We start from the raw sequence: 14,519 nt of genomic DNA, 5'->3' as shown, positions 1-14,519 counted from the left end.
AATGGAGTAAAGAATGTTTTGAATAAGGAGGGACTTATATGGAAATCGCAAACGACCCCGGCATGTTATTGCTGATCTTGTTACCGCTGCTCATCTTGCAGCTCGTCTTGTTGACGTTCGCCTTGATCGATCTATTCAAGCGAAACGAGACGAACGGTCCGAAGTGGGTATGGCTGCTCGTCATCTTGTTCATGAACATACTCGGTCCGATCATCTACTTCCTCTGGGGACGGACGAAACGATGAAAGTGCACCAACTCACGAAACGGTTCGGCACGTTCACCGCGCTTGACGACGTCAGTTTCTCGCTCCGCCCCGGCTGTACGTCACTCCTCGGCGAGAACGGGGCTGGTAAGACGACGCTGCTCAACATGATGGCGCGCGTGACGACGCCGACGTCCGGTGAACTCATCGGCCATGACAACATCCGGGTCGGCTATTTGCCGCAGCGCCCGGCGCTTTATCCATCGCTCACCCCGGTCGAGACGATTCGCTACGCGGGTGAACTGACGGGAACGAAACCGGATCCGTTGAAACTGCTCGCCCGTGTCGGTCTCGACCCGGTCGACCGGCCCGCGGCACAGCTGTCCGGCGGGATGCGGCAACGGCTCGGCATCGCCCAAGCGCTCGTCCATGACCCGGAACTATTGCTCCTAGATGAGCCGGTGTCGGCGCTCGACCCGCGCGGACGCCGTGAAGTGCTCGATCTGTTGAGCGACTTGAAGCGAGAACGGATGATTCTGTATTCGACACACGTCTTGCCGGACGCCGAGGAGGCGAGCGACTGGGTGCTGTTGCTACGGCAAGGCAAACTGCTCATGGAAGGGACGGTCACGGATTTGCTCGGATCGAAGTCGTCGATTCAACTTCGACTGTTCGACGATCCGACGTCAATGGACGTCTGGACCGCGCTCCCAGGCGTGATTCGTGTCACACGCTCCGGGACGTCGTGGGAACTCGAGACGTCAGCGAAAGAGGTGACGGAGCGAGCCATCTTGAAGACGATCCTCGACCACGAGTTACGCCTGCAGTCGCTTCACGTCGGCCATCCTTCGCTCGAATCGCTCTTTTTGGAGGTGAACGCATGAAGACCGCCATCTTTAAACAAGAATGGAACGAGTCGTGGCGCAACAAACGGCTCATCTGGGTGCCAGTCGCGCTCATGTTGCTCGCCGCGATGCAACCGCTCACGCTCTACTTCTTACCCGATATTTTGGCAGCCGGTGGCAACTTGCCGGAAGGCGCCGTCATCGAGATCCCCGCGCCTTCACCGGCCGAGGTGCTGTTGTCGGCCGGTGAACAGTTACGGCAAATCGGTCTGCTCGTCGTCCTGTTGTCGGCGATGCATACGTTCAGCCAAGAACGGACACTCGGTACGCTCGCCTGGCTGAAATCATTGAACATCCCGGCGACGCGCATCGTCGTCAGTAAATGGGGACACTACACGCTCCTTTCGACCGTCTCGCTTTTACTCGCACAAGGAACGGCAGCGTATTATACGTTCATCCTCTTCGACACGTTCAATGTGACAGACTTCCTCGTGTCGACCGGGCTGTTGATCGCCCATTTCATCGTCCAACTCTCGATTTTCTTCTTGTTCGCGGCACTGCTTGAAAGCGGCCTCGTCGCACTCGTCATCACGCTCGGGAGCCATCTCGTCTTGTCGCTCCTCATCAGTTGGCTCGAGTGGGACTGGTTACCGTGGCGGCTCGGCGGCTTGTCAGGGGAAGTGCTTCTGTTCGAAGTGAATCCGCTTTGGGCGTTATTGAGCGGGCTGTTGCTCGTCGGACTCTGTCTATACCTTGCATCGAAGTACCTGCGCTTTTTGAGCAAATCGTCCTGATGCGCGTCCTAAAAAAATAGGTCCTGTCCATCCGTTCATCCCGCATCATTTCGGGTATAGAATGATTACAAAATAATTCCAATTCTAGCGAGTGATGGAGGGACATGAATGAAGCGATATGTATGGATGGCGGTGCTCAGTTTCGTACTGCTTTTACCGACTCATGCCGAGGCCGGGTTCGAGACGACACCGGCCGGGACCGTGTACACGGCGGCTGACGGGACACTGTTGACAGGATGGCAGACGATTGACGGCAAGACGTATTACTTTGATGCGAACGGCATCATGGTCACCGGATGGCAATTCATCGAGCAGGCTACATACTATTTCAATCCGGACGGTGTCCTCGCCACCGGCTGGCTCGCTCTTAACGGGAAACGATACTACCTCCAGTCGGACGGAAAGATGGCGACCGGTTTTCAGCCGATCGATGGGAAGACGTACTTGTTCAGTGTTGACGGCGTGATGCAAAAAGGGTGGCAGACCGTGTCCGGCAAACGATACTTCTTCCATTCGACCGGCGTCATGCTGACCGGATTTTGGACCGTCTCCGGCAACCGTCACTACTTCGCCCCGAACGGCGTCCTTCTGACCGGGTGGCAGACGATCAACGGGAACCGGCACTATCTGTTCGCTGACGGCATCATCCGCACCGGCATGTACACCGTGAGCGGACAGAAGTATCTGTTCCTCACGAATGGAAAAGTGGCGACCGGCTGGCAGACGTACGGGACGAACGTCTATTTCTTCGGGACGGACGGTGTGCGCCGTCAAGGCCTTCAGACGATCGGCGGGAAAGTGTACGGCCTGCATCCGACGTACGGCTACCGGTTACGCGGCAAACAAACGCTCGACGGGGTCACCTATCACTTCCATTCGACCGGCGTCCGTGAGACTGGTTGGAAGTACACGACCCAATACGAATACTTCGCGCCCGCTCTCACGAAGAAAACGGATTGGCAGTTGATTAACGGCAACTGGTACTTCTTCGATGCGTCCGGGGTCATGTATAAAAACAAGCGCGTCGGCAACGCCACGTTCGGCAGCCGCGGCGCCTATGCCCCTGCCTTATCCGTCTACAAGATGAACGTCCCGCTCTATCGTCAGTTCCAGATGGGTTATCCGTCCGGCTGCGAGTTCTTCTCGCTCAAAATGGCGCTCGAGAAGAAAGGACGGCTCGTCAGCGCCGAGACGCTCTATCGAGAGATGCCGAAAAGCATGTGGAACGCTCGCTATGAGAATCGGTTGTACCGCTGGGTCGACCCGAACGTCATGTTCACCGGCGACCCGAAAGGCACGCTCGGCAAGTATCGGAACTATGGCATCTATCCGAAAGGGATGATTGGCTTCTCGAGCAAATATCGTCCGGTGAAAGATCTCACCGGGCAAGGGCTCGCCTCGATCGAGCGCGAGCTGGCGATGGGTAACCCGGTCATCGTCTGGGCGAGCGTCGACTTTAAGACGCCGTACGGTCACTTCAACTGGTACACGACATCGAACCAGAAGTTCACCGGCTTCTTGAACTATCACGTTATGCTCGCGACAGGCTACGACAAAACCAACCTCTACATCAACGACCCGTACCGCGGCCGCCTTGTGATCTCGAAATCACAAGTGAGCGCCGTCATGGGCGCGACTGGCTGGAAGGCGTTGTCCGTCCGCTAAGAAACAGGAGTCAGACGCTCACACGTCTGGCTCTTTTTTTAGGTAATCTGAACCAATTTAAGAAATAAAATTTCCTATTTTTATTAAATTATATTGAATTAAAAATACAGAATGTTACACTTCAACTAAATTAGTAAAGCGCTTACATTTTATGAAGGAGGAATTGTTATGAAGAAATGGATTGGAGGCGTCGCCGCCTTGACGCTCATCACCTCGTCGCTCGTCATGCTCGAGACGGACGCGAAATCTGTGCCGAAGAAGCCTAAAGTCGAGCTCGGGGTCGAACGGCTCATGGCCGACACATCACTACTCGACGGCAAACGCGTCGGCTTGATCACGAACCCGACCGGCGTCGACTCGTCGATGACGAGCATCGTCGACTTGTTCCACAACGCGGACAGCTTCGAACTGACGGCGCTCTACGGTCCGGAGCACGGCGTGCGCGGTGACGCCCAGGCCGGGGCCACTGTCAGCTCGTATATCGATGAAGTGACCGGCCTCCCCGTCTACAGTCTATACGGGGCGACGCGGAAACCGACACCGGAGATGCTTGCGGACGTCGACGTGCTCGTCTTCGACATCCAAGACGTCGGCACACGGTACTACACGTACATTTACACGATGGCGTACGCGATGGAAGCCGCAGCCGAGAACGACATCCCGTTCATCGTCCTCGACCGGCCGAACCCGCAAGGCGGTCTCCGTGTCGACGGACCTGTGCTCGACCCGGCCTACTCGAGCTTCATCGGCCTCTATCCGATCCCGCTCAAACACGGTATGACCGTCGGCGAACTCGCCGGCTTGTTCAACACGGAGTATCAGATTCAAGCTGACCTCGAGGTCGTCAAAATGAAAGGCTGGAAACGCTCGATGCTGTATGAGGACACGGGCCTCCCGTTCGTCATGCCGTCACCGAACATGCCGACGACCGACACGGTCAACGTCTATCCGGCGACCGGGCTATTCGAAGGGACGAACCTATCGGAAGGTCGCGGCACGACGAAGCCGTTCGAGTTGATCGGTGCACCGTATATCAAAGCACATGAGTACGCCAAGACGTTGAACGACCTCGACCTTCCTGGCGTCACGTTCCGCGCCGCCTCGTTCACGCCGACGTTCTCGAAGAACGCGGGCAAACTGTCGCACGGCGTCGAAGTGTACGTCACCGAGCCGACGAAGTTCGAAGCGGTCAAGACCGGCATCGCCATGGTGAAGACGGCCCACGACTTGTATCCGGACGAGTTCGAGTTCCTCGCGAACGACTTCATCACGAAGTTGACCGGGAACACCTACGTGAAGGACATGATCCTCGCCGGCGAGCCGCTCGAGGCAATCATGGCGAAAGTCGATGCCGAGCGTGACGCGTTCTTACCGATTCGGAAAGAATATTTGTTGTATAAATGAAGACGAGGCAGGCTCATCTGAGCCTGCCTGTTTTGTAACGAAATGGTAATACCCACTAATCCCCTCTTCAATATATTATAAGGATAGATTATTCGAAAAGGAGCCATCCCCTTGAAAAAACCAATCGCACTCCTCACATCCGCCGCTCTCGCGGCGACGCTCACGTTCACCCCGTCGACGTCCCCACTTCCGCTCGAACCGGCAAGTGTCGAGGCCGCTTATACGGAAACCGCCGTCAACACGAAAGGGAGCGTCACCGGCATCAGTCAACTGCCGGTCCGTAAGACGCCGTCCCTCTCGGCCGCCCGGCTCGGTCTGATTCCCCGGAACGGCACGATGACGGTGCGGACGTCGTTCAACGTCAACGGCACGCCGTGGTACAAGATTCAATGGGGCGCCGGGTTCGCCTACGTCCCTGCCGCCTACGTGAAGCTGTCGACGGCTGAGGTCGCTTATAAACAGACGGCATATGTCGCGCCATCGAGCGTGTACTTGAAGTCGGGCGCCTCGACCGTCTCGTCGAACCTCGCCTTCCTCCGCCAAGGCACGAAGTTCGAGACGATCAGCTACCGCTACACCGGTCCGACCCGTTGGTACAAAGTGAAAGTCGGGACGCAAACGGGCTACTTGATGGCGAAACACGTCACGTTCACCGCACCTACGACCGTGTCCGTCTTGAGCGAGACGAACAAGGAACGCCAGGCGGCCGGTCTGTCGGTTCTCGGTGCCTCGGCGGAAGCGAACCGTGTCGCCCAAGTCCGGGCCGACGAGATGGCGCGCACGGGTCAGTTCTCCCACCAGCTCCGTGAGAACGGGAGCCCGGGTGACACACTCGACGCCTATAACGTCAGCTATCGCGGTTGGGGCGAGAACATCTATATGGCCTCAAGCGATCCGGCTGCGGCCGTCCGGGCCTGGATGAACTCGAGCGGGCACCGTGCCAACATCTTGAACGCCCGCTTCACCCACCTCGGGGTCGGTGCGGCGAAAAATGCGCAAGGTCAGACAATTCACGTCCAAGTATTTTTGACTAAATGAAAAACGGGCTCTGCGGGAGCCCGTTCAACTTAACGACGATCGTTTTTCAGACTGTCCAGGTTCTGCTGCGCCTGGCCGGTCTTTTCTTTTGCCGTGCCTTTCACTTGGTCTTTCTTCCCTTCACGCTCGAGCGAACGGTTATCCGTCGCCTTGCCGGCCGCTTCTTTCGCTTTGCCTGCCGCCTTATCAATCAATCCATCAACTTTTTTGTTCAATCCGTCTTTACTCATGTGTGATGTCCTCCTTGTGGTGTCATGTCTAATTCATGTACCACTGTGAGGAAAACTCAAACATAGTGCTCTTTGACGAGGACGCGGAATCGCGGTCGGACGGTCAGCTCGATCGTCGTCACCGTGCGTTCGCGGTCCTCGCTCATGACGATCAACAGTTCCCCGTGGTCACGACGGTCCTCGAGCACTTCAACTTTACCGACGGTGCGGAGCAGTTGGTAATAGAGCAGCTCGCCGCGCTCGTCTTTGACGTTCACCTCGAATTCGTGATAGCTCGGGGACACTTTGAAATAGAACGACTCGCTTCCGTTCGAAAACCGGAACACCGACTCGTCATAATAAAACGGGAGCGTCGTATCCATCCGTTTCGGCTCGACCGTACAAAACAACGACCACGCCATCTCGTCGGGGAATTTCTCCGCCGATTCTTCTTTATTGAACTGCCAACCTTTCATGCCGATCCCTCACTTCGTCTTCCAATAGTTGTCTGAATACTCCGACTATTGTTTTTCATTCGACAAGGCGTTCAAAATCCCTGCAAACGGGAACAAATCTCTGTATGGGTTTCCACTTGAAAGGAGTTGCGTTATCGTGTCCATCATCGCACTCGATCACGTCACGAAGCGGTTCGGGGAAACGGTCGCCTTGGACGACTTTTCCCTCCACGTCGAAGAAGGGGCGTTGTTCGGCCTGCTCGGTCCGAACGGCGCCGGCAAGACGACCGCCATCTCCGTCATGCTCAACTTGTATCCGGCCGACAGCGGCTCCATTCGCATCTTTGACCGAGTGATGCCAAAAGACGAGCTCGCCATCAAACAGCGTGTCGGCATCGTCCCGCAGCACGTCTCCGTCTACGATCAACTCACCGTGTTCGAGAACATCCAGTTTTTCGCCGAACTGTACGGGTTCAAGCCCGACGAGGCGAAGCGCAAAACCGCGGCCGCCCTCGACTTCGTCGAACTGAGCAGCCACCAGAAGAAACGTCCGCCGGAACTGTCCGGGGGGCTCCTTCGTCGTCTCAACATCGCCTGTGGCATCGTCCATGAGCCCGAACTCATCTTCATGGACGAACCGACCGTCGCCATCGACCCGCAGTCGCGGAACACGATTCTCGAGAACATCCGCGAGCTGAACCGGCGCGGGGCGACGATCATCTATACGTCCCACTACATGGAGGAAGTCGAGCTCCTCTGTGACCGTGTCGCCATCGTCGACGAAGGGAAGATCATCGCCGAAGGGACGCAAGATGAGTTGAAAGACCGCGTCATGACGCTCGAGACGGCACGGATCAAAGTCGACGCGCTCACACCGGGCCTCCTCGCGAAGCTCGAGTCGCTCGAACGGGTGCGGAAGGTCGAGTACCATGAACCGTTCCTCGAGGTGTCGCTCGAGAAAGACACCCCGCTCGCCCCGCTGCTCGATGCGCTCCATGCGGAACACGTCCGCTTCACCTCGATCACCGTCGACCGGCCGTCGTTGAACACCGTCTTCCTCGCCTTGACCGGCAAGACGCTCCGGGAGTGATGACGATGAAGACATGGACGTTCATCAAATACGATGTCAAACAACAGCTCCGTGACCGGTCGACGCTCTTTTGGATGCTCCTCTTCCCGATCGTCCTCATCTTCGGACTCGGGACGATGCTGTCGGCCATCTTCAGCACCGAGTTCTCTCTCCCGGTCACGGACGTCGCCTACGTCGAGACGTCGACCGAGGAATATCGGGCCCCGCTCGAATCGTTCCTCACGTCGGATGAGTTGAGCGCCTTTCTCACGCTAAACCGGTACGACTCGGTCGCCGAGGCTGAACAGGCCGTGAACGACGGGGACGCCGACGTCATCCTCCAGCTCGATGGTGCGGACGTCACGCTCTTATACGAGGAACCGACGACGGTCGAGTTCGACGTCCTCGAGGCGGTGCTCACGCAATACACGGCCATCGCCAACCAACAGATCGTGCTCGCCGAAGCGGGCGTCTCCGCTCCGTTCGAGAGCACCGCGTTCCTCGACAGCACGAGTATCGACTTATCCGGCCGCACCCCGACATCGCTCGAATACTTCACCGTCACGATTTCCATCATGACGGCGCTGTTCGGGGCTTTCTATATCACGGGGATGTTGAACGAAGAGCGACCGATGCGCGGGAGCTATCTCCGCATCCAAGCCGCCCCGGTGCGGTTGATCGACTATCGGCTCGCCCGCACGGTGAGCCGGTACACGCTCATCTTCCTTCAGCTCGTGCTCGTGTTCTGGTTCAGCCACTTCGTCTATCGGAGCTTCTCGCTCGACTACGCGCGACTCGAGTTGCTCCTCGTCGGCTGGTTCGCGCTCGCCTTGTACGGCACGGCGTTCGGCTTCTTCATCTCGAGCTTGCCGCGTCTCGCCTACTCGACGAAAGACGCGATCGTCAACGGTTTCGTCGCCATCATCATGATCCTCTCGGGCGGTTACGTCCCGGGCTTCGACCAAGTGACGCTCGCGTACGCGCCGTGGGCCCGCTACGTCTTCATGCCAATCTTCATGCGGGACGGCCTGTTGGCGATTTTGCTGCGCGGCGGTGACGTGTCCTTGTTTTGGCAAAGCCTCGGCTGGCTCTCGCTTCACGTCCTCGTCCTTATCGCACTCAGTCTCTTGCTCTGGAAAGGGGTGACGCGCCGTGGTGCTGTTTAGACATGTCGCCAAGCGGATGCTCCGGAAGAAAGGGCTGTGGGTGTTCACGTTCGTGGCGATGTTCGGCTTCGCCCTCGTCTTGTCATTCTTCAACTCGACGTCGACGCTCAGCGCCTCGATCGGTATCCTCGACCGGGACGGCGGGATCATCGCCGAACGGCTCATCGCTGAAGCCGAACGGTTCGGCCCGGTGACACGGCTCGAGACGACCGCCGAAGAAGACACGTTCTTAGAAGGGCAAGACATCGTCCTCGTCATCCCGGAACGTTTCACCGAGTCGATGTTACAAGGCGAGACGCCCCGGCTGTCGTTCTCCGCGACAGAAGGGAGTGACGCCGCCCTCATCGAACAGGCGTTGAACGCGCACTTGTCGCGGGAACGTCAACTCCTCATCGCGAGCGGGTATGACGAGACCGGTTTTCAAACGCTCGCCGACCGAGAAACGGAACGAGGCTATACCGTCTCGAGCGAACCGTTTCAAGAGAGCGTCACGACGACCGCCCGGACGCAAGCGTTCCTCGGCTTGTTGTCGTTCGTCATGATGTCGGCGTTCCTCCAGTTCATCCCGTTGTTCGTCGCCGACGACCGGGACGAGTCGATTTATTCACGTCTGTTCGCCGCTCCGATCACGCCGCGCCGGTACGTCGGCTCGCTCGCCTTATCATTCTTCGCGGTCGGTTTGTTTTATGTGCTCATGCTCCTCGCTTTCAGCGCCGTCCTCTATGCGGACGACATCATCGAACATTTGCCTGTCCTGTCGCTCTTGTTCATCGCCTACTTGGGCAGTTGTCTCGCGATCGGGGCGCTCATCGCGGTCGCCGCGTCGAACCGGGAGAAGGCGAACATTTGGCAAATCTCCGTGACGATGGCGGCCGCAATCACCGGGGGAGCCTTCATCGCGCTCGCGTGGCTCCCCGATTCCCTCAAAGTCGTCGGCCGGCTGCTTCCGACGTATTGGTTCAATGCGGGCGTCGCCGACATGTACGCCGGCAAGTTCCCGCTCTTGTCGCTCGCTGTCCTCGTCGCGATGACCGGCGTCCTCTTTGCGGTCACCGTCCTGTTCTTGAAAAAAAAGCCGCTCACGACATGACAAAACGAGACGCCCCCAAGTTCGGGGCGTCTCGTTTTTCATTGTTGCAGCGTCGGCACGACTTTCTCGAAGAACACGTCGACGAGCATCGGGTCGAACTGTTTGCCCGCTTCTTCGCGGATGACTTTGAGCGCCTCGTCGATCGTCTTCGCCTGACGGTACGGGCGGCCGGTCACCATGACGTCGAACGTGTCGGCGATCGAGATGATGCGCGAGGCGAGCGGGATGTCGTACGCCTTCACCCCTTTCGGGTAGCCTTTCCCGTCCCAACGCTCATGATGCGCGAGCACGATCTCCGAGAGCACCCCGTATTCGGGCACGGTGCTCAAAATATTGTAACTCACTTCCGGGTGCCTCTTGATTTCGCGCCATTCGGCCTCAGAGAGCGGTCCCGTCTTGTCGAGAATCTCGTTGCTGATGGCAACTTTGCCGATGTCGTGCAAGACGGCGGCCGTCTTCAACTCGCTCACTTCCGAGCTCGTGAAGCCCATCGCCTCGCCGAGCTTCCCGGCGAGTGCGGCGACCCGCTCGGAGTGCGCCTCTTCACGCGGGATCTTCTCGTAAAGCGTCCGCATGATGAGCTGGATCGAGTGATGACGGCGGCTCTGTTTCTCGGACACTTTATGATGATACATCCGGTCTTCCGCCAAATTGTACACTTCCACGATCGACATCGTCTCATCGATCTTCACGGCTTCCCCGAACGAGGCCGAGATCGGCAACCCTTCGATCGACCGCTCATGGAACAGCCGGTTCAACCGGTCCGACAATTGTTTCGCCTCGCGCGGTGACGTCTGCGGCAAAATCAGGACGAACTCGTCGCCACCGATGCGCGCGACGGTATCTTTGCCGCGGATCTCTCGTTTCAAAATGTTCGTCGCCTCGATCAACAACCGGTCCCCGACGAGGTGGCCGAACGCGTCGTTCGTCAGCTTCAAACCGTTGACGTCGACGACGATGAGCGCGAGCGGGTAATACGCCGGGTCGTCGTACGTGATGAGCGCCTCATCGAAGTAGCGCCGGTTTTTCACACCGGTCAACTGGTCGTGATAACTCAAATATTCGATTTCCATCTCGTACTTCTTCTTCTCGGTCACGTCCCCGATATAGCCGTGCCAAAGCACGTGTCCGTCCGCAAGTTTTTCCGGGCGGGACGAGCCTAAAATCCAAGTCGTTCGCCCGTCCGGCATGATGACGCGGAACTCGGCGTCCCAAATCGTCAAGTTGCGGTACGACTCGTCGATCGTCGCCATGACGTTCGGATAATCGTCGGGATGGATTTTCGTGAAGACGAGGCCTGCGTCTTGATCGACCTGTTCAGGCGTGACACCGGTCAACACCTCGAACCCGCGGCTAAAGAACGGGAAGCTGAACGACCCGTCCGGCCGGCGCTCGAACTGGTAGATCGCACCCGGCACTTGATCGGACAGCTTCGTCAACAGACGGTCCCGCTCGGCCAGCTCTTCCTCGAGCTGGACCCGCTCGGTCACGTCTTTGGCGACGGCATAGATGTAACTGCCTTGTACTTTGCAATGCCACTCGATCGAGCGGTAATCGCCATCCACCGTCCGGTAACGGTTGACGAACCGGTACAGTTCGCGCGCCGTGTCGAGCTCGGCGAAGGCGTGTTCCGTCTTCTCGACGTCGTCGGGGTGGACGAGCCCGATGAAGTCCATGTTCTCGAGTTCTTCGAGCGGGAAGCCGAGCACGCGCTCCCACGGTTTGTTCAAGTGAAGGATGTCGCGTTTATGGAGCGACATGATACACTCGAGGTCGACCGTGGCGAACCCTTCGAACATCGAGTCTTTCGCCTCGCCGACTTGCTGATCAGCTTTCGTCATCTGTTCGAGGATGTGGACGATATATAGCTCGACGAGGCCGAGCCGGCTCGCCCGTTTTTGTCCTTGCATGACAATCGTCAAGTCACCGTAAAACACACCGTCCTTCTCGATTTTGAAAAGGACGACTTGACCGAGGTCAAAGATGCGTAAAATGTTTTTGACGAGCCGCTTCGGGAGCGCCCCGTCGATGAGCGGCCCGATCTCGTCAAAGACGAGCGGGCTTTCCGCTTCGAGCAATTCGCGCCGCTTCTCCGTCATCGGCCACTTCTTCCCGACCGGGTGGAAACCGAGCACGTCGAGGCTCCGCTCGAGCAATTCGTCGATGCCGGACAAGGCGACCGTCGAGTACGACGCACCGTCCTCGTTCATCAAGTTGAGCGTCACCGCCTTCGCACCTGTGAAGTCGCGGATCTGGTCGAGGAAGTGTTGGTTGATGAGCAAGTCCCGCCCCGTCGCGACGAAACGATGCGAGACGTTGACGAGCTGTTTGAGCGCGTTGTTCTCTTGCACGTGGGGGGTGATATCGTTGAAGAGCGTCGACACGTAGCCGGGCCGCTCACTGAAGACGGACAGCTCATACCACGCTTTGTTGCGGCGCGAGAAATGCTCGAACGTGATGGCCTCACCGCTGCTCACCGCCCGGGCGACTTGGACGATCCATTCCCGCTCGCTGTATTCGAAGTCTTTCAGTTTGTCGGTGATGCGGCCGCCGAGGAACTGCTCGCGTTTCGCTTTCATGATCTTCTCGAAGGCAGCGTTCACTTCGAAAAACTCATAGTCGACCGGTTCGCCGGTCTCGTCATAAACGACTTTGAACTCGACGTAGCCTTGGGGCATATGGCGCAACAAGGATTGGTATTGCGTCTGGTCGCGTTCTGTCACGTCATTCCCTCCTACATAGTCATATCTACTACTCAGTTTACCTCATTTTCGATAAATTCCCTATATTTTCCGAATTGATTCATGCGAATATGCGCACATTAAGTTTATGTAAATATGCACTCCAGCCGTTGCCTCGAATCGATTCAATTGTTAAAATGACATCGATATCCGATATCGGAATTCGATTTCAAGGAGTTGATGATGATGGAAGACCGCATCCTTAGGAAACTGTTCCTCGGCTTCATCCATATCCACATCTTGCACCATGCGTCGGAACACCCGGTGTACGGGGCTTGGATGGTCGAAGAGCTCCGGGAACACGGCTACACCATCAGTGCGGGCACGCTCTACCCGATTTTGCACGGGATGGAGAAGGACGGGCTATTGGTACGTTCAAACGAGAACGTCGACGGCCATATCCGCAAAAACTACACGACGACCGACAAAGGTCTCGTCGTCTTGGCGGAAGCCCGTCAAAAAGCGTACGAACTATTTAAAGAAATCAAGGAGTGAAACACATGGAAAAACAACGCGTGACGCTAAAGACGTTACTTGAGATTTTGTTCGTCTCGACCCGGCTCGGTTTGACGTCGTTCGGCGGACCGATCGCCCACCTCGGCTATTTCCACGAGGAATACGTCAGACGGCGGAAATGGATCGATGAGAAGGCGTACGCCGACCTCGTCGCCCTTTGCCAGTTCTTGCCGGGACCGGCAAGCAGTCAAGTCGGGATCGGCATCGGCATCGTCCGGGGCGGAATCCTCGGCGGCATCACCTCGTTCATCGGCTTCACCGCCCCGTCGGTCATCGCGCTCATCTTGTTCGCCCTATTACTATCAGGGCTTGACGTGTCGGATGCCGGCTGGTTGTACGGCTTGAAAGTCGTCGCCGTCGCCATCGTCGCCCACGCCATCCTCGGCATGGCTGGCAAACTGACACCGGACGCGAAGACACGGACGATCGCCTTTTTCGCCCTTTCCGGCGCCCTGCTCGTCCAGACGGCGTATAGCCAAGTGCTCGTCATCTTGCTTGCCGCCGTGGCCGGATTCTTGATGTTCAAGCCACAGAACTTGGACGTCAAATCGGCGACGTTCCCGTTGTCGAAACGTCTCGGTGCGGTACTGCTCAGCCTGTTCGGTGCGCTCCTCGTCATCTTGCCGATCTTGCGCGAGACGATCGAGAGCCAATCGATCGCCCTCTTCGACAGCTTTTACCGGGCCGGCGCGCTCGTCTTCGGCGGTGGTCACGTCGTCTTGCCGCTCCTTGAGCGCGAACTCGTCCCAGCCGGCTTCTTGAGCGAAGAGGCGTTCCTTGCCGGTTACGGGGCGGCCCAGGCCGTACCGGGACCGTTGTTCACGTTCGCGTCGTACCTCGGGACCGTCATCAATGGTGTACCGGGTGGACTGCTCGCGACGTTCGCGATTTTCTTACCGGCGTTCCTCTTGATCCTCGGGGCGCTCCCGTTCTGGAACGCGCTCCGTCGCAATCCGAAAGTCGGCGGTGCCCTCATCGGGGTGAACGCGGCCGTCGTCGGGATTTTGATTGCAGCGTTCTATCAACCGATCTTCACAAGCACAGTGAACGGCGTCGTCGACTTCGTCTTCGCCGCTCTCTTGTTCGTCATGATCGCCTATTGGAAACTGCCGCCGTGGGCGCTCGTCATCGCGGGTGTCATCGGCGGGACGATTATCGGGATGCTGTAACGAATGGGACCTTTCAAGGTCCTTTTTTGATTCCCTGTTTTTCTCCACTTCTTTTAGAAAAATGTTAATCCTTTGAAACTTTTTCTAGGGCACGTCTCGCTATACTAAAAGATATCTTTCTTTAAACAATAGGGAAACGTACGAAAGGAAGTGGG

The 14,519-nt window shown here is 57.5% G+C and carries 14 protein-coding genes; 11 read left to right on the top strand and 3 right to left on the bottom strand.

The annotated features are described in order from the left end of the window. Positions 1–38 precede the first annotated feature (38 nt). The 6 genes from P398_RS0106210 to P398_RS0106185 all read left to right on the top strand — a co-directional run bounded on the left by P398_RS0106210 (position 39) and on the right by P398_RS0106185 (position 5,949). On the top strand, positions 39–245 hold the full coding sequence (locus P398_RS0106210) for a PLD nuclease N-terminal domain-containing protein (protein WP_024370596.1): 207 nt from the start codon (positions 39–41) through the stop codon (positions 243–245). Further along, on the top strand, positions 242–1,087 hold the full coding sequence (locus tag P398_RS0106205; RefSeq protein WP_029334482.1) for an ABC transporter ATP-binding protein: 846 nt from the start codon (positions 242–244) through the stop codon (positions 1,085–1,087). The genes P398_RS0106210 and P398_RS0106205 overlap by 4 nt, the downstream gene beginning before the upstream one ends. After that, entirely contained in the window at positions 1,084–1,842 is a 759-nt protein-coding gene (locus P398_RS0106200) for a hypothetical protein (protein ID WP_029334481.1), read from the top strand. Before P398_RS0106205 ends, P398_RS0106200 begins: the two co-directional genes overlap by 4 nt. A gap of 108 nt (positions 1,843–1,950) precedes the next feature. Further along, on the top strand, positions 1,951–3,507 hold the full coding sequence (locus P398_RS0106195; RefSeq protein ID WP_029334480.1) for a C39 family peptidase: 1,557 nt from the start codon (positions 1,951–1,953) through the stop codon (positions 3,505–3,507). Positions 3,508–3,732: 225 nt separating this feature from the next. Continuing rightward, positions 3,733–4,911: an exo-beta-N-acetylmuramidase NamZ family protein gene (locus tag P398_RS0106190; RefSeq protein WP_235263471.1), complete on the top strand. Its 1,179-nt coding sequence runs from the start codon at positions 3,733–3,735 to the stop codon at positions 4,909–4,911. A gap of 111 nt (positions 4,912–5,022) precedes the next feature. Next, complete coding sequence (locus P398_RS0106185; protein WP_029334478.1) at positions 5,023–5,949, top strand: CAP domain-containing protein; 927 nt, start codon at positions 5,023–5,025, stop codon at positions 5,947–5,949. A 29-nt stretch (positions 5,950–5,978) separates the two neighbouring features. Here P398_RS0106185 and P398_RS0106180 read toward each other — a convergent pair whose 3' ends face one another. Together P398_RS0106180 and P398_RS0106175 are read right to left on the bottom strand one after the other, a co-directional pair. After that, complete coding sequence (locus tag P398_RS0106180) at positions 5,979–6,179, bottom strand: CsbD family protein (RefSeq protein ID WP_024370602.1); 201 nt, start codon at positions 6,177–6,179, stop codon at positions 5,979–5,981. A gap of 56 nt (positions 6,180–6,235) precedes the next feature. Then, positions 6,236–6,634 carry a hypothetical protein gene (locus P398_RS0106175; RefSeq protein ID WP_024370603.1) on the bottom strand — a complete coding sequence of 133 codons (399 nt, stop codon included), beginning with the start codon at positions 6,632–6,634 and terminating at the stop codon, positions 6,236–6,238. Positions 6,635–6,770: 136 nt separating this feature from the next. Here P398_RS0106175 and P398_RS0106170 point away from each other — a divergent pair, with 136 nt between their 5' ends. Genes P398_RS0106170 through P398_RS0106160 form a run of 3 tightly spaced genes read left to right on the top strand, consistent with a single transcriptional unit; the run spans position 6,771 to position 9,938 of the window. Next, entirely contained in the window at positions 6,771–7,703 is a 933-nt protein-coding gene (locus P398_RS0106170) for an ABC transporter ATP-binding protein (protein ID WP_029334477.1), read from the top strand. A 5-nt stretch (positions 7,704–7,708) separates the two neighbouring features. Further along, positions 7,709–8,848, top strand: coding sequence for an ABC transporter permease (locus P398_RS0106165; RefSeq protein ID WP_235263309.1), 1,140 nt, complete (start codon positions 7,709–7,711; stop codon positions 8,846–8,848). Continuing rightward, positions 8,835–9,938, top strand: a complete 1,104-nt coding sequence (locus P398_RS0106160; RefSeq protein WP_029334475.1) for an ABC transporter permease — start codon at positions 8,835–8,837, stop codon at positions 9,936–9,938. The genes P398_RS0106165 and P398_RS0106160 overlap by 14 nt, the downstream gene beginning before the upstream one ends. A 38-nt stretch (positions 9,939–9,976) precedes the next feature. Here the strand turns inward: P398_RS0106160 and P398_RS16360 are convergent, their stop codons facing one another. Continuing rightward, positions 9,977–12,661, bottom strand: coding sequence for an HD domain-containing phosphohydrolase (locus P398_RS16360; RefSeq protein ID WP_029334474.1), 2,685 nt, complete (start codon positions 12,659–12,661; stop codon positions 9,977–9,979). A 204-nt stretch (positions 12,662–12,865) separates the two neighbouring features. Between P398_RS16360 and P398_RS0106150 the strand changes: the two genes are divergently transcribed. Then, positions 12,866–13,174: a PadR family transcriptional regulator gene (locus tag P398_RS0106150; protein WP_024370608.1), complete on the top strand. Its 309-nt coding sequence runs from the start codon at positions 12,866–12,868 to the stop codon at positions 13,172–13,174. A gap of 5 nt (positions 13,175–13,179) precedes the next feature. Continuing rightward, positions 13,180–14,364: a chromate efflux transporter gene (gene chrA, locus P398_RS0106145; protein ID WP_029334473.1), complete on the top strand. Its 1,185-nt coding sequence runs from the start codon at positions 13,180–13,182 to the stop codon at positions 14,362–14,364. The last annotated feature ends 155 nt before the right edge of the window (positions 14,365–14,519 follow it).

The organism is Exiguobacterium aurantiacum DSM 6208 (genome assembly GCF_000702585.1).
Classification (GTDB): Bacteria; Bacillota; Bacilli; order Exiguobacteriales; family Exiguobacteriaceae; genus Exiguobacterium; species Exiguobacterium aurantiacum.
Note: the sequence above shows the minus strand (reverse complement) of the source record. Positions and strands in the feature narration are given on the sequence as shown.

Bases quoted from the DNA above. Each gene is read 5' to 3' on its own strand.
- P398_RS0106180 (WP_024370602.1), bottom strand. From the start codon at position 6,179: ATGAGTAAAGACGGATTGAACAAAAAAGTTGATGGATTGATTGATAAG.
- P398_RS0106175 (WP_024370603.1), bottom strand. From the start codon at position 6,634: ATGAAAGGTTGGCAGTTCAATAAAGAAGAATCGGCGGAGAAATTCCCC.
- P398_RS0106165 (WP_235263309.1), top strand. From the start codon at position 7,709: ATGAAGACATGGACGTTCATCAAATACGATGTCAAACAACAGCTCCGT.
- P398_RS0106200 (WP_029334481.1), top strand. From the start codon at position 1,084: ATGAAGACCGCCATCTTTAAACAAGAATGGAACGAGTCGTGGCGCAAC.
- P398_RS0106195 (WP_029334480.1), top strand. From the start codon at position 1,951: ATGAAGCGATATGTATGGATGGCGGTGCTCAGTTTCGTACTGCTTTTA.
- P398_RS0106205 (WP_029334482.1), top strand. From the start codon at position 242: ATGAAAGTGCACCAACTCACGAAACGGTTCGGCACGTTCACCGCGCTT.
- chrA (WP_029334473.1), top strand. From the start codon at position 13,180: ATGGAAAAACAACGCGTGACGCTAAAGACGTTACTTGAGATTTTGTTC.
- P398_RS0106210 (WP_024370596.1), top strand. From the start codon at position 39: ATGGAAATCGCAAACGACCCCGGCATGTTATTGCTGATCTTGTTACCG.
- P398_RS0106150 (WP_024370608.1), top strand. From the start codon at position 12,866: ATGGAAGACCGCATCCTTAGGAAACTGTTCCTCGGCTTCATCCATATC.
- P398_RS0106190 (WP_235263471.1), top strand. From the start codon at position 3,733: ATGCTCGAGACGGACGCGAAATCTGTGCCGAAGAAGCCTAAAGTCGAG.